At 71.9% G+C, this 12,758-nt stretch carries 15 protein-coding genes; 12 read left to right on the forward strand and 3 right to left on the reverse strand.

Annotated elements, in window-relative coordinates:
- Positions 1-154 precede the first annotated feature (154 nt).
- Positions 155-655 carry a Fur family transcriptional regulator gene (locus LG391_RS26450; RefSeq protein WP_225771045.1) on the forward strand — a complete coding sequence of 167 codons (501 nt, stop codon included), beginning with the start codon at positions 155-157 and terminating at the stop codon, positions 653-655.
- A gap of 3 nt (positions 656-658) precedes the next feature.
- Here LG391_RS26450 and bla read toward each other — a convergent pair whose 3' ends face one another.
- Entirely contained in the window at positions 659-1,447 is a 789-nt protein-coding gene (gene bla / locus LG391_RS26455; RefSeq protein ID WP_225771046.1) for a subclass B1 metallo-beta-lactamase, read from the reverse strand.
- Between the two features lie 202 nt (positions 1,448-1,649).
- Here bla and LG391_RS26460 point away from each other — a divergent pair, with 202 nt between their 5' ends.
- From LG391_RS26460 to LG391_RS26500, 9 genes are all read left to right on the forward strand, one after another.
- Entirely contained in the window at positions 1,650-2,618 is a 969-nt protein-coding gene (locus LG391_RS26460; protein WP_225771047.1) for a GTP-binding protein, read from the forward strand.
- Positions 2,615-3,643, forward strand: a complete 1,029-nt coding sequence (locus LG391_RS26465) for a WD40 repeat domain-containing protein (RefSeq protein ID WP_225771048.1) — start codon at positions 2,615-2,617, stop codon at positions 3,641-3,643. The genes LG391_RS26460 and LG391_RS26465 overlap by 4 nt, the downstream gene beginning before the upstream one ends.
- Positions 3,640-3,936, forward strand: coding sequence for a hypothetical protein (locus LG391_RS26470; protein ID WP_225771049.1), 297 nt, complete (start codon positions 3,640-3,642; stop codon positions 3,934-3,936). Before LG391_RS26465 ends, LG391_RS26470 begins: the two co-directional genes overlap by 4 nt.
- Before the next feature lie 40 nt (positions 3,937-3,976).
- Positions 3,977-4,384, forward strand: coding sequence for a GFA family protein (locus tag LG391_RS26475; protein WP_225771050.1), 408 nt, complete (start codon positions 3,977-3,979; stop codon positions 4,382-4,384).
- A gap of 140 nt (positions 4,385-4,524) precedes the next feature.
- On the forward strand, positions 4,525-4,695 hold the full coding sequence (locus tag LG391_RS26480; protein WP_225771051.1) for a hypothetical protein: 171 nt from the start codon (positions 4,525-4,527) through the stop codon (positions 4,693-4,695).
- On the forward strand, positions 4,692-5,444 hold the full coding sequence (locus LG391_RS26485) for a metal ABC transporter ATP-binding protein (RefSeq protein ID WP_225771052.1): 753 nt from the start codon (positions 4,692-4,694) through the stop codon (positions 5,442-5,444). Before LG391_RS26480 ends, LG391_RS26485 begins: the two co-directional genes overlap by 4 nt.
- On the forward strand, positions 5,444-6,316 hold the full coding sequence (locus tag LG391_RS26490) for a metal ABC transporter permease (protein ID WP_225771053.1): 873 nt from the start codon (positions 5,444-5,446) through the stop codon (positions 6,314-6,316). Before LG391_RS26485 ends, LG391_RS26490 begins: the two co-directional genes overlap by 1 nt.
- Before the next feature lie 20 nt (positions 6,317-6,336).
- A complete protein-coding gene (locus LG391_RS26495) occupies positions 6,337-7,284 on the forward strand; it encodes a metal ABC transporter substrate-binding protein (RefSeq protein WP_225771054.1) in 948 nt (315 codons plus the stop codon).
- 124 nt (positions 7,285-7,408) lie between these two features.
- Entirely contained in the window at positions 7,409-8,554 is a 1,146-nt protein-coding gene (locus LG391_RS26500; protein WP_225771055.1) for a helix-turn-helix transcriptional regulator, read from the forward strand.
- Here LG391_RS26500 and LG391_RS26505 read toward each other — a convergent pair.
- Together LG391_RS26505 and LG391_RS26510 are read right to left on the reverse strand one after the other, a co-directional pair.
- Complete coding sequence (locus tag LG391_RS26505; RefSeq protein WP_225771056.1) at positions 8,551-9,576, reverse strand: TIGR01620 family protein; 1,026 nt, start codon at positions 9,574-9,576, stop codon at positions 8,551-8,553. The two genes, LG391_RS26500 and LG391_RS26505, sit on opposite strands and share 4 nt — an antisense overlap.
- The gene (locus tag LG391_RS26510) at positions 9,573-10,946 is read right to left on the reverse strand and encodes a YcjX family protein (RefSeq protein WP_225771057.1); all 1,374 of its coding nucleotides are present in this window, start codon (positions 10,944-10,946) and stop codon (positions 9,573-9,575) included. Before LG391_RS26510 ends, LG391_RS26505 begins: the two co-directional genes overlap by 4 nt.
- Before the next feature lie 149 nt (positions 10,947-11,095).
- Here LG391_RS26510 and LG391_RS26515 point away from each other — a divergent pair, with 149 nt between their 5' ends.
- Together LG391_RS26515 and bluB are read left to right on the forward strand one after the other, a co-directional pair.
- Positions 11,096-11,884: a YdcF family protein gene (locus LG391_RS26515; RefSeq protein ID WP_225771058.1), complete on the forward strand. Its 789-nt coding sequence runs from the start codon at positions 11,096-11,098 to the stop codon at positions 11,882-11,884.
- 43 nt (positions 11,885-11,927) lie between these two features.
- Positions 11,928-12,566 (forward strand): 5,6-dimethylbenzimidazole synthase, encoded by a 639-nt coding sequence (gene bluB, locus LG391_RS26520; protein WP_225771059.1) that lies wholly within the window; start codon positions 11,928-11,930, stop codon positions 12,564-12,566.
- Positions 12,567-12,758: the final 192 nt, after the last annotated feature.

Genomic DNA, 12,758 nt, shown 5'->3' on the forward strand with positions numbered 1-12,758 from the left:
CCCCGGCTCGGGCGGCCCGGTTCCCCGGCGCCTGCGGAGCAGGGACCACGCGGCATCCCCACTCCCGTTAAACAGGAAATGGGGGGTGACCGGTCGGTTTCAAGATCGGGCAGGGCGTGGCGTTCGGGAGGGGCCGCATGCTATCACTCGACGCATGAGACAGAAGCTGGAAGGCGCGGCGCCGAAGGGCAAGGCCGCCACGGCATCGAAGACAGCAATGGGCACGACCCGGCGCGGCCGGCCTCCCCGCGCCGGCCTGTCGCACTGGCAGCAGCGGGTGCTCGACCTGGTGCGGGCCAGCGCCGAGCCGGCCAGCGCCTACGACATCCTGCGTGAGATGAAGGGCGACGGCATCACCGCGCCGCCGGTGGTGTACCGGGCGCTGAAGGGGCTGCTCGACCGCGGTCTGGTGCACCGGATCGAATCGCTCAACGCCTATGTGGTGTGCGGCGGGCCGGACCACCACCACACCCATCCGGCGCAATTCGCCATCTGCCGCGACTGCGGCCGGGTCGAGGAGATCACCGATCCGGCGGTGGACGGGCTGATCGAGGCCTGGACCGGGCGGATCGGCTTCGTCGCCGACAGGCGAACCATCGAGATCCTCGGCCGCTGTCGCGATTGCGCGGCCGGGGCGGCGGCTGCCGGGGGCTGATCGTCAGCCCGCCGGGCTGCAGCTCTTCGCCGCTTCGGCCTTGGCCAGCTGGTGGGTGTGGGACAGCAGGCCGGCGTCGCCGGGCTCGCCATGGCCCGGCACCACGATCCTGGCCGCCTTGCCGTAACGGGCGATCACCGCCTCGACCGATTGCGGCCAGCGGCAGACGTCGGATTCGGGGACGGTGACGAGATTGGCCTGCTCGGCCGCCCGGATCACGCAGCCGCCGAACAGCACGGCGCTGTCCGGCAGGAAGGCGACGGTGTTGTCGCGGGTGTGCGCCGGACCCGGATAGAACAGCTCCACCGTGCGGCCGCCGCCGGTGATGGCGGTCGATTCGCCGCTCCAGCTGCGCTGGATCGTGCCGGCGCCGGCGGCTTCCGCCGCCTTGACCGTCTCGTCGCGGGCCAGCGACCAGCCGCCGCGGGCATGCACCGCCGCCAGGCCGGACAGCCGATCGTCATGCGCATGCGTCACCACCAGGTTGACCGGCCGGTTCGGCGCAGCCTCGGCCAACCGTTCCAGCAGCGCCACGGTCTGGGCCGGGCTCCAAGCGGTATCGATCAGCAACACCTCCTCGGGCCCGATCACGGCCAGGCCGTTGGACGAGACCCAGCCCTGCTCCAGCTTCTTCCAGCTGGTGTGCAGCCAGACACCGTCCGCCAGCTCGCGGAAGCCGAGCGGCGGCGGCGCCTCCGCGTCCTGGGCCAGGGCCGGCCGAATCAGGGCCAGGGACAGGCCGGCGGCGCAGCCATGCAGAAAGGCGCGGCGGGACGGGGCGGGAACGGGCATGTCGGTCCTCGGGTGACGGACGGCAGGCTGCCGCCCGGCGTCGTCCCTCGCGGGGAATCTGGGCGATTCTGGGGCGCGATGCCGGGTCGGCGATCGGATGCGATCTCCGTGCATACCATCCCATCGGCCCATGGGCGACAGGCTTGCGTCCGGTTATTATGTTATATAATAACATTTAAATTCCCGAAGCCCGAGGTTCCTCATGTCCCGCATCCCCGTCACCCTGCTGACCGGCTATCTCGGGGCCGGCAAGACCACGCTCCTGAACCGCATCCTGTCCGAGGCGCATGGCCGGCGTTATGCCGTGATCGTCAACGAGTTCGGCGAGATCGGCATCGACGGCGACCTGGTGGTCGGCGTCGACGAGGAGGTGTTCGCGCTGAACAACGGCTGCCTGTGCTGCTCGGTCCGCGGCGACCTGATCCGGATCATCGGCGGGCTGATGAAGCGGGCCGGCGGCTTCGACCGCATCCTGGTCGAGACCACGGGTCTGGCCGACCCGGCGCCGGTGGCGCAGACCTTCCTGGTCGACGACGAGGTGCGCGAGCGCACCGCCCTCGACTCGATCGTCACCGTGGTCGACGCCCGCAACATCGAGGCGCGGCTGGGCGACAGCGACGAGGCGGAGGAGCAGGTGGCCTTCGCCGACACCATCCTGGTGAACAAGACCGACCTGGCCGACGAGGCCGGGCTGGCGACGGTGGAGGCGCGGCTGCGCGCCATCAATCCGGTGGCGCGGCTGCTGCGGACCCGGCGCTGCGACGCCGATCTCGGCACCGTGCTGGACGGCGGCGCCTTCGATCTCGACCGGCTGCTGGCGCTCGAGCCCGACCTGCTCGATGGCCACGGGCACCATCACCACGAGCGCGACGAAGGCGTCGGCAGCGTCTCGTTCCGGCTCGACCGGCCGCTGGACGGCCGCCGCTTCGTCGACTGGATCGGCATGCTGCTGGCGATCCGCGGCGCCGACATCCTGCGCAGCAAGGGCATCCTCGCCTTCGCCGGCGAGGACCGGCCCTTCGTGTTCCAGGGCGTGCACATGCTGCAGGAGGGCGATTTCGGCCCGGCCTGGCGGCCGGGCCAGCCGCGCGAGAGCCGGCTGGTGCTGATCGGCCGCAACCTCGATGCCGCCGTGCTGCGTGCCGGCTTCGAGGGCTGCGCCGCGGCATGAGCCTGCTGCTGCCGCCGCGCGCCCTGGCGGAGGAGAAGGGCACGGTCTGGGCCTGGCCGGCGCCGGTGGTGGCGGCCGCCTTCGACGCCGCCGGGCATCTGGCCTTCGGCCTCGGCGACGGCACCGTCCGGCTGGCGTCGCCGGGCGCGCCCGAGCCTCCGGCGGTGACGGCGCATCGCGGCGCCGTGCTGGCGCTGGCCGCGGATGTCGGCGACGGCTTTCTCAGCGGCGGCGACGACGGCCGTCTGGTCCGCACCGCGCCGGACGGTGCGATCGCCGAGATCGCTGCCGTGCCGGGCCGCTGGATCAGCGCCGTCGACGCCGCGTCCGCCGGCGGGCGGCGCCTGGCCGTCGCCGGCAGCGAGGTGCTGGTGTTCGACGCGGACGGGGGGCCGGTGACGCGGCTACGGGGCCCGGCGGGGCTCGACGGCGCCGCCTTCGACCCGCGCGGCCGGCGCATCGCCGCGGCGCATTACGGCGGCGTCACCGTCTGGTCGCCGCGGAAGCGCGACTGGGCGGCCAAGCTCTACGCCTGGCAAGGGGCGCATCTAGCGGTCCTCTGGCATCCGCGGTCGCGCTTCATCGTCTCGGCGATGCAGGAGAAGGCGCTGCACGCCTGGCGCCTGTCGGACGGCGTGCACATGCAGATGCCGGGCTATCCCGCCAAGCCGCGGTCCCTGGCCTGGGCCGATGGCGGCAGGGCGCTGCTGACCTCCGGCTCCGAAGGCGTGGTGTCCTGGCGCTTCGCCGGCCGCGACGGCCCGATGGGCGGCACCGCCAGCGAGAGCGGCTGGGCCCGCGGCGTGCCGATCACCCGGGTCGCGGCGCATCCGCAGCTGCCGATCGCCGCCGCCGGCGCCAAGGACGGCTTCGTCGCGCTGATGCCGCTCGACGGCAGCGGCTATGTCCCGGTGCTGCGGCCGAACGGCGCCGCGGTCGAGGCCCTGGCCTTCTCGCCCGACGGGCGCTGGCTGGCGGCGGGCGATGCCGGCGGCCGGGCGACGCTGGTCGACCTGCAGCCGTGAGGGACCCGTCCGACGTCGCCACGCGCCGGGCCCGGCACTGGCCGGAGGCGCGGCGGGTGCTGAGCCACCCCGACTTCCATCGCGGCTTCCGCGAGGCGCAGTCCGGCCGCCCCTTCGACCATCGCCGCGCTGACGCCCTGCCGCGGCTCGGCCAGATCCGCTACGAGAACGGGCGCCAGATCGCAGCCGAATGCGCCGCCCTCGGCCTGGCGGTGGACTGGCCGTCGCCGGTCCACATCCCGCCGGCCCTGAAGCATCTGGTGCTGCGCCGGCTGCAGCCGGGCCGGCGATAGGCTAGGCTGCCGTCCGGTTCCATGCGGGATGGGGCGCGCCATGATGCGGATCGACGGCCGCTGCCATTGCGGCCATGTCGCCTATGAGGCGGAGATCGACCCGGAGCAGGTGGGGATCTGCCACTGCACCGATTGCCAGACGCTGACCGGCTCGCCCTTCCGGGTCACGGTGCTCGCGCGGCGCGAGGCCATCCGGCTGACCGGCCATGAGCCGAAGATCTATGTGAAGACCGGCGACAACGGCCGCAGGCGGTTCCAGCATTTCTGTCCGGAATGCGGATCGCCCGTCTTCACCAGCGGCGAGGGGGCCGATGCCGAGGAATGGGGCATCCGCTGGGGCGGCATCCGGCAGCGCGACCAGCTGGCGCCGAAGCGGCAGATCTGGTGCCGTTCGGCCGTGCCCTGGATCCATCACCTCGAGGACCTGCCGGGCAAGCTGGGCGGCTGACGTCGATCCCGTCCCCAAGAACGAGCCGATCGGGCCGTGCGGTGCTTTCCGATATCGCAAAGATGTTATACATTAACGTCAATGGTGCCGTGCCCGCCGGGCGCTATGGTGCCGGACCATCTTTCGCCATCGGCTGACCCATGACCGTGTCGCATCACCACCCCGCCCATGCCGCCCGCCGGGCCGGGGAGATCGGGCCGTCGGCCCTGGCCGCGCCGGTCGGGGCCCGCCTGCTCGTCGCCTTCGCGCTGATCGCGGTGCTGTGGCTGGCCGTGGCCTGGGCCATGGGCTGGTTCGGGGGCGCGGCATGACCAGCGCGACGGGCCGCATCCGCCTCGCCAACCTGACCGCCGGTTACGAGCGGCACCCGGCCGTGCACCATGTCGACGGCAGCTTCGAGCCGGGCACGCTGACCGCCATCGTCGGCCCGAACGGCGCCGGCAAGTCGACCCTGCTGAAGACCATCGCCGGCCTGCTGGCGCCGCTGTCCGGCCATGTCGACCTGGGCGGCCTGCGCCGGCGCGACATCGCCTATCTGCCGCAGCAGGCGGAAATCGACCGCAGCTTCCCGATCTCGGTCGCCGACACCGTGCTGCTGGGCGGCTGGGCCCGGACCGGGATCTTCGGCGGCGCCTCGAAGGAGCTGCGCCGCCGCGCCGCCGAGGCGCTGGAGGCGGTCGGCCTCGGCGGCTTCGAGGCACGGCCGATCGGCAGCCTCTCGGCGGGCCAGTTCCAGCGCGTCCTGTTCGCCCGGCTGCTCTTGCAGGACGGGCGGGTGATCATGCTGGACGAGCCGTTCACCGCGCTCGACGCCAAGACCACGCGCGACCTGGTCGACGTGGTCCGGCGCTGGCACGGCGAGGGCCGGACGGTGATCACCGTGCTGCACGACCTGGACCAGGTGCGCGAGGTCTGTCCGGACACGCTGCTGCTGGCCCGCGACCCGATCGGCTGGGGCCCGACCGGCGACGTGCTGTGCGCCGAGAACCTGCTGCGCGCCCGCGCCATGGCCGAGGCCTGGGCCGACCGTGGCGAAGCCTGCCGGCGGAGCGCGGCGTGATGGCGGTGTGGTATTTCCTGGTCACGCCCTTCCTCGACTACGCCTTCATGCAGCGGGCGCTGGTGGCCTGCCTGGCGCTGGCGCTGGGCTGCGGCCCGGTCGGGGTGCTGCTGGTGCTGCGGCGGATGAGCCTGGTCGGCGATGCCATGTCGCATGCGGTGTTGCCGGGCGCGGCGGTCGGATTCCTGGTGTCCGGCCTGTCGCTGTGGTCGATGGGGCTGGGCGGGCTGATCGCCGGCCTGGCCGTCGCGCTGCTGGCCGGCGCCGTCACCCGGATGACGGCGCTGCGCGAGGACGCCGCGTTCGCCGCCTTCTACCTGATCGCGCTGGCCTCGGGCGTGCTGATCGTCTCGACCCGCGGCAGCAATGTCGACCTGATCCATGTGCTGTTCGGCACCATCCTCGCGGTCGACGACGCGGCGCTGCTGCTGATGGCCGGGATCGCCACGGTGACGCTGATCACCCTGGCGCTCTTGTACCGGCCCCTGGTGGTGGAATGCTTCGACCCCGGCTATCTGCGCATGGTCGGCGGCGTCGGCGCGCTGGTCCACTTCGCCTTCCTGGTGCTGGTGGTGCTGAACCTGGTCGGCGGCTTCCAGGCGCTCGGCACGCTGATGGTGGTCGGGCTGATGATGCTGCCGGCGGCGGCGGCGCGGTTCTGGAGCCGGTCGCTGTGGTCGCTGTTCGCCTGGGCCGCCGGGATCGCGCTTCTGTCCGGCTATTCCGGCCTGCTGGTCTCCTATCACGGCAGCCTGCCCTCCGGCCCCAGCATCGTGCTGACCGCCGGCGGCTTCTACCTGCTGTCGCTGATCTTCGGGACGCATGACAGCCTGCGGGCCCGATACCTGCCCACCGCGCATTTCGCGCACTGAACTCCCAACGGAGCCATCGCATGAGGATACCGTTCCGTGCCGGCCTGATCGGCCTGTCCCTTGCCGCCCTGTCGCTGCCCGCGACGGCGGCGGAGAAGCTGTCGGTCGTGACCAGCATCACCGTCCTCGCCGACATGGTGCGGCAGGTGGGCGGCGACGATGTCGAGGTCCGCAGCCTGGTCGGGCCCAATGGCGACGCCCATGTCTACGAGCCGACGCCCCAGGACGCCCAGGCGGTCACGAAGGCCGACCTGATCGTGGTCAACGGGCTGGAGCTCGAAGGCTGGATGGACCGGCTGGTCACGGCCTCCGGCACCAAGGCCAGGATCGTGGTCGCCAGCCAGGGGATCGCGACCCTGCGCGCCGAGGAGGAAGGCCACGAGGCTCACGAAGCCCATGACGACCACGCGGGTGAGGATCACGATCACGATCACGGCGGCCTCGACCCGCACGCCTGGAACAGCGCGGCGAACGGCGCGATCTACGCCGCCAACATCGCCAAGGCGCTGGAGGTCGCGGACCCGGCCCATGCCGCAGCCTACCAGGCGAACGGCGCCAAATACGTCGCCGAGCTGAAGGATCTCGACGCCTGGGCCCGGCGCGAGGTGGCGACCATTCCCGAGGGCAAGCGCAAGGTCATCACCAGCCACGACGCCTTCGGCTATCTGGGCGCCGCCTACGGCATCGAGTTCCACGCCCCGGTCGGCTTCTCGACCGAGAGCGAGGCCTCGGCCGGCGACGTCGCCAAGCTGATCGACCAGATCAAGCACGAGCACATCAAGGCGGTGTTCATCGAGAACGCCACCGACCCGCGCCTGGTGCAGCAGGTGGCCAAGGCCTCCGGCGCGCAGATGGGCGGCGAGCTCTACGCCGAGGCGCTGTCGACCGAGGACGGGCCGGCTTCGACGTATGCGAAGATGTTTCAGTATAACATTTCATCCCTGGTCGCGGGGATGAAGCAGAACTGAGGCTGGATCAGAGGCCCGGCGCGACCATCGCCGGGCCTTCCGCGTCGGGTCTTCTCCGAAAACCGCGTCGCTCTGCGGCGGAGACTAGGATAAAATTCGCCCGCTCTCGGGGGAGAGACGGGTCATGCGCAGCCTGGAGCAGTTCTCCAGCCTGGTGGCGGGCATCTATGATGCGGCGCTGGAGCCGTCGCTTTGGCCGGATGTACTCGAGCGGATCGTCCGGGCGACCGGCTTCAATTCCGCCGGCCTGATGCTGATGGACGCCAACTCCCGGCGGATGACCTATCACACGCGCCTCGATGCCGACGCGATCCGCAGCTACGACAGCTATTATGGCCGCGGGGACCCGGTGGCGTTGGCGCTGGAACGCTCCCCGATCGGCGTCATTCAGCCCATGGGCGGCTTGGTGCCGTGGCCGCAACTGCTTCGAGCCGAGGTCTATAGCGACTGGGGCGCGCGCCATGCTCTGAGGGACGGGGTGTTCGTCAACCTCCTGCGCGAGGGATGCGACGTCCATCCGCTCTGCTTGCTCCTGGACCGGCGGACCGACGGGATCGAGCCGTCGGCGCTGCAGGGGCTGCAACTGCTGCTGCCGCATCTGCGGCAGATGGCCCGCCTTCAGCGCAGGATCCGCGGGCTGAGCCGTGAGCGCGACGACGCTTTCCATAGCTTCGAAGCGATCCAGCACGGCATTGTGCAGCTCGATTCCACCGGCCGGATGATCTTCGCCAATGCGGTCGCCCAGGCCCTGCTGCGCCGGTCGGACGGGCTGTCGATCCGCCCGGGCGGCAGGCTGCAGGCCGCGACGGCCGCCGATCATGCGGCCCTGCAGGCGTTGATCGGCCATGCCATTGGCCAAGCGGCCGGCGGCAGCCTGTCGATCGGCCGGCCCTCCGGCCGCCGGGCGCTGGCCGTGCATGTGCTGCCGGTGGGGCCGGCGACCGCGGCCGGGGCAGGGCAGTCCCGGACGACGGCGCTGGTCGTCATCGCCGATCCGGACAGTGAGCCTGAGACCTCGCAGACGATGCTGCGGCAACTGTTCGGCTTCACCAATGCGGAGGCGGCCGTTGCCCTGCGCATCCTGCCGGGCCGGGGCTTGCAGGAGGTGGCGGACGACCTGAAGGTATCGCTGGCGACCGTCCGGTCGCATCAGCAGCGGGTGTTCGAGAAGACCGGCACCCGGCGACAGGCGGAGCTGGTGCGCCTCCTGCTGCAGGCCCAGGCCGGGGTGATGCCGCGGATCGGGGCGCCCGCGCCGCCCGACGCTTAATCCTTCCCCTTCGGCGCGGCCTCGGCCCCGAAGATCGCCTTGGCCAGGCTCATCGTGCCGGGCGGGGTGTCGCGCAGATAGGGCAGGGGACGGCACACCTTCATCGCGGCGACGCCGATGCGGACGCTGAGGATGCCGTTGATCGCGCCCTCGCCGGCGCGGCGGCCGAAGGCGCGGAGCAGGCCGGCGCCCAGGAAGTCGCCGAGATAGTCGTTGGCGGCCTCGATGCCGCCGGCGATCAAGAGGGTCGTCGCCACCCGCCGGACCAGCGACAGGGTCGCGAACAGGCCGGGGCGGAAGCCCTGGATCTCGGCGATCCGCCGGATCATCCGCAGGTTCAGGGCACCTGACGCCACCATGTCGACGACGGCGAAGGGCGTGACCGTGGTGATCAGCGCCGTGCGCCGCGCCGTGGCGGCGATGGCGGCGCGGCAGGCGGCGTCGATCGGGCGCTGGGCGTGCAGCTCCAGGAGGCCGATCAGCTCCGCCGGGTCGCGCAGCTCGTCGCGCTCGCGCTCCAGCCGCGCCAGACCGTCGGCCGCGGGACCGTCGGCATGCAGCCGGCGGAAGCGGGCGATCACGGCGTCGGCCGCTTCCGCGTCGCCGCCCGCCGCCGCCCGGCCCAGGCTACGGATCTCCTCGACCCGGCCGAGCCGGCGCGGCGCCAGCAGCTCCCACCCCGCCCAGACCAGGATGCCGGCCCCGGCCACGGCCAGCAGCGCCAGCGTGACGGCCTGCAGCGGCCCGCCCCGGCTCAGCAGATCGGTGACCAGCCGCTCGACCCACAGGCCGATGCCGAGACCGACCAGAGCGATCAGCGCGCCGAAGGCGATGCGCAGGGCGACGCTGCCGGGGCTGCGGCGGCGGCGCAGCCCGGGGTCGACGGCGTCGGGCGCGGCCGGGACCGGCGCATCTTCGACCGGCACCGCCTCGGCCTGGTCGAGCGCGAAGACGGCCGGCGCGCGGCCCCGGTCGCGCTCCGGTTCCGGCGGCTGGTCGAGGATCAAGGGCGGACGGCTCATGACAGATCCTCCCCGATCAGGAACTGCAATGCCCCGTCCAGGCGGATATGCGGCCAGGGCTGGCCGTCGGCGCCGAGATCCGCCGGCGGCAGGAAGCGCTGGGCGCCGAAGCGGCCGCCGCCGCGGGCCTCTCGCAGGCTGCGCGGCAGGGCGCCGGGATAGGCCGCGACCGGCTTGCCGCCCGGCTCGATCACGCCGGCGACGCAGCGCAGCGTCTCGCCCTCATGCTTGACGTCGACCTCGCGGGTGGCGCGCAGCGAGGCGATCGCCATCGATCGGGCGGTGGCGCCCTGGAAGGCGGTGCGCCGCACGCTCTGCTGCAGCAGCTCGTCCATCAGCCCGACCAGCGGCTCATGGCCTTCGCGCGGCAGGTGGTCGGCCTTGGTGGCGGCGAACAGGACGCGGCGGATGCGCGATTCGAACGGCCACAGCCAGTTGATGCCGCCGGTCTTGAAGCAGGTCAGGATGTCGTCCATGGCGCGGCCCAGATCCTCCAGGCTCTCAGGCCCGGCAGCGAGATGGGCCAGCAGGTCGACCAGCACGATCTGCCGGTCCAGCCGGCTGAAATGGTCGTTGAAGAAGGGGCGGATCACCTTGGCCTTGTAGGCCTCGAACCGCTCCTCCATCAGCCGCCACAGCGACCCGCGCGGCGTCTCGCGCGGCCGCGGCAGCGGGCAGAAGGTGAGGGCGGGGGATCCTTCCAGGTCGCCCGGCAGCAGGAATCGGCCGGGCTGCAGCCGGCTCAAGGGGACCGCATGGGTGCGGCAGCCGCGCAGATAGTCGGTGTAGAGCCGCGCCGCTTCGATCGCGTCGGTCTCCTTGGCCGGCCCGGCGGGATCGAGCCGGGCAATCGCGTCGCGCCAGGCCTGGGACAGCGGCGCCCGGACCCCGGTCGCGGCCAGCACCAACGTCTCCTCGGCCCAGGCGGCGTAGTCTCGCTCCAGGAGCGGCAGGTCGATCAGCCATTCGCCCGGATAGTCGAAGATGTCGAGATGCAGCACCTGGTCGCCCAGGAAGCTGCGCAGCCCGCTCTTCGGTGCGAAGCGCAGCGACAGGCGCAGCTCGGCGACGTTGCGGGTGCCGGCCGGCCAGTCCGGATGCCCGCCCGCGCCCGTCAGGCGGGCCACGGCCTCCTCATAGGGGAAGCGCGGCAGCTCCAGATGCGGCTGCGGCCGCAGCACGGCCGCGCGCAGCCGGTCCTCGGCCACGGCGTCGAGCAGCCCGAAGCGCCGCGGATCGGTCAACCCATGCACCAGCGCGGCGATGAACACCGATTTGCCGGAACGGCTCAGCCCGGTGACGCCGAGGCGGATGCGACGGTCGAACAGCTCGCCGGCCCGATCGAGAAGGTCGGTGGGGAACAGCTCCATGAACGGGCGGCGGACTCCGAGGGCCGTGGGATCGACAGCCTAGCGCATGTGCGGATGCGACGTCTCCGCTTCAACCCGCGCATGGGCGACGGGTTGCATCTTCGGCCGCAATCCGCCATTGCTCGACGGTCGCGCCGGGTGGGTGAGCGGTGTTCTTTTTCCTGTCGAAGCTGATCTGGTTCTTCATCCAGCCGCTCGGCCTCGTGCTGTTGGCGCTGCTGCTGGCTGCGGCCGGCTTCCTGTATCGCCCGCGGCGCCTGGCCCGGCGGCTGGTGATCGCGCTGACCCTGGCCTTCGCCGCGGTCTGCCTGCTGCCGGTCGGCGATCTGGTGATGCTGCCGCTGGAGAACCGCTTCCAGAAGCCGGAGCGGCTGCCGGCGACGCTGGAGGGGATCATCGTCCTGGGCGGACCCGAGCAGCCGACGCTGTCCGGCGCCCGCGGCGAGCCAATGCTGGGCGGTGCCGCCGAGCGGCTGTTCGCCGCGCTCGACCTGGCCCGGCGCTTTCCGGAGGCGCAGGTGGTGTTCTCCGGCGGGCTGGGCGATCCGTGGAACGGCGTCCCGCCGCAGTCGGACATCTTCCGCGACACCATGCTGATGGCCGGGCTGCCGGAGCAGCGGATGGTGCTCGAAGGCCAGGCCCGGAACACCGACGAGAACGTGCTGCTGCTGAAGCAGATGCTGCAGCCCCAGCCCGGGCAGAACTGGGTGGTGGTCACCAGCGCCTATCACATGCCGCGGTCGATGGGACTGTTCGCCAAGGCCGGCTGGAAGGTGGTGCCATGGCCGGTCGACTATCGCGGCCTGCCGCCGATGCTGCTGCCGCGGCCGGACCTGGTGGAACAGGTCGAGGTGCTGAACATCGCGGTGCACGAATGGATCGGCCTCGTCGCCTATTGGGCGACGGGTCGCATCGACACGCTGTTCCCCGGACCGTGATCCCGCGGCTATAGCTGGGGGTACCGCTGCCCGGAGGACCCCAGTGGCCACCCCCGATTTCCCGCCCGAGTTCCGCGACCGCTTCGCCGAGCTGCTGCGCTGGCGCCGCGACGTACGCCGCTTCCGCCGCGACCCGCTGCCGCCGGGGCTGCTCGACCGGCTGCTCGACCTCGCCTGCCTGGCCCCCTCGGTCGGCAACAGCCAGCCCTGGCGTTTCGTCCTGGTCGAGGACGAGGTGCGGCGGGCCGCGGTGCGGGCGGTGTTCAGCCGCTGCAATGCCGATGCCGCCTCCGGCTACGAGGGCGAGCGCGCGGCTCATTACCGCCGGCTGAAGCTGGCCGGGCTGGAGGAGGCGCCGGTGCAGCTCGCGGTGTTCTGCGACCGGTCGACCGGGCAGGGGCACGGGCTCGGACGGCAGACCATGCCGGAGACGCTGGACCACTCCGCGGTCACCGCCATCCACACGCTGTGGCTGGCCGCGCGGATCGAGGGCGTCGGGCTCGGCTGGGTCTCGATCCTGGAGCCGCAGGCGGTGGCGGCGCTGCTCGACGTGCCGCCGGACTGGCACCTGATCGGCTATCTCTGCCTCGGTCTTCCGGAGTCGGAAGAGCCGGTGCCGGAGCTGGAGCGCGAAGGCTGGCAATCCCGCCTCGGCGCCTGCCGCACGGTTCTGCGGCGATAGTCGTCCGGCTTGACATCGGAGCTGTCGCTTGACGACTGTATCGACGAGGATACAAATGTTTAGAAGTGGCGCGGCCAAGGCCTTCGCCATGCAGGCGGAGTATCGCGACCGTGCGATGAAGAGCATCGTTCAACGAACGGGCAGGAGAACCGCCCGGCTGGCAGCAGCCGGGTATGACATGTCAGAAAGGGA

Source organism: Inquilinus sp. Marseille-Q2685 (genome assembly GCF_916619195.1).
Lineage (GTDB): Bacteria > Pseudomonadota > Alphaproteobacteria > DSM-16000 > Inquilinaceae > Inquilinus.

Bases quoted from the DNA above. Each gene is read 5' to 3' on its own strand.
- LG391_RS26450 (WP_225771045.1), top strand. From the start codon at position 155: ATGAGACAGAAGCTGGAAGGCGCGGCGCCGAAGGGCAAGGCCGCCACG.
- bla (WP_225771046.1), bottom strand. From the start codon at position 1,447: ATGCCCGTTCCCGCCCCGTCCCGCCGCGCCTTTCTGCATGGCTGCGCC.
- LG391_RS26460 (WP_225771047.1), top strand. From the start codon at position 1,650: ATGTCCCGCATCCCCGTCACCCTGCTGACCGGCTATCTCGGGGCCGGC.
- LG391_RS26465 (WP_225771048.1), top strand. From the start codon at position 2,615: ATGAGCCTGCTGCTGCCGCCGCGCGCCCTGGCGGAGGAGAAGGGCACG.
- LG391_RS26475 (WP_225771050.1), top strand. From the start codon at position 3,977: ATGATGCGGATCGACGGCCGCTGCCATTGCGGCCATGTCGCCTATGAG.
- LG391_RS26480 (WP_225771051.1), top strand. From the start codon at position 4,525: ATGACCGTGTCGCATCACCACCCCGCCCATGCCGCCCGCCGGGCCGGG.
- LG391_RS26485 (WP_225771052.1), top strand. From the start codon at position 4,692: ATGACCAGCGCGACGGGCCGCATCCGCCTCGCCAACCTGACCGCCGGT.
- LG391_RS26490 (WP_225771053.1), top strand. From the start codon at position 5,444: ATGGCGGTGTGGTATTTCCTGGTCACGCCCTTCCTCGACTACGCCTTC.
- LG391_RS26495 (WP_225771054.1), top strand. From the start codon at position 6,337: ATGAGGATACCGTTCCGTGCCGGCCTGATCGGCCTGTCCCTTGCCGCC.
- LG391_RS26500 (WP_225771055.1), top strand. From the start codon at position 7,409: ATGCGCAGCCTGGAGCAGTTCTCCAGCCTGGTGGCGGGCATCTATGAT.
- LG391_RS26505 (WP_225771056.1), bottom strand. From the start codon at position 9,576: ATGAGCCGTCCGCCCTTGATCCTCGACCAGCCGCCGGAACCGGAGCGC.
- LG391_RS26510 (WP_225771057.1), bottom strand. From the start codon at position 10,946: ATGGAGCTGTTCCCCACCGACCTTCTCGATCGGGCCGGCGAGCTGTTC.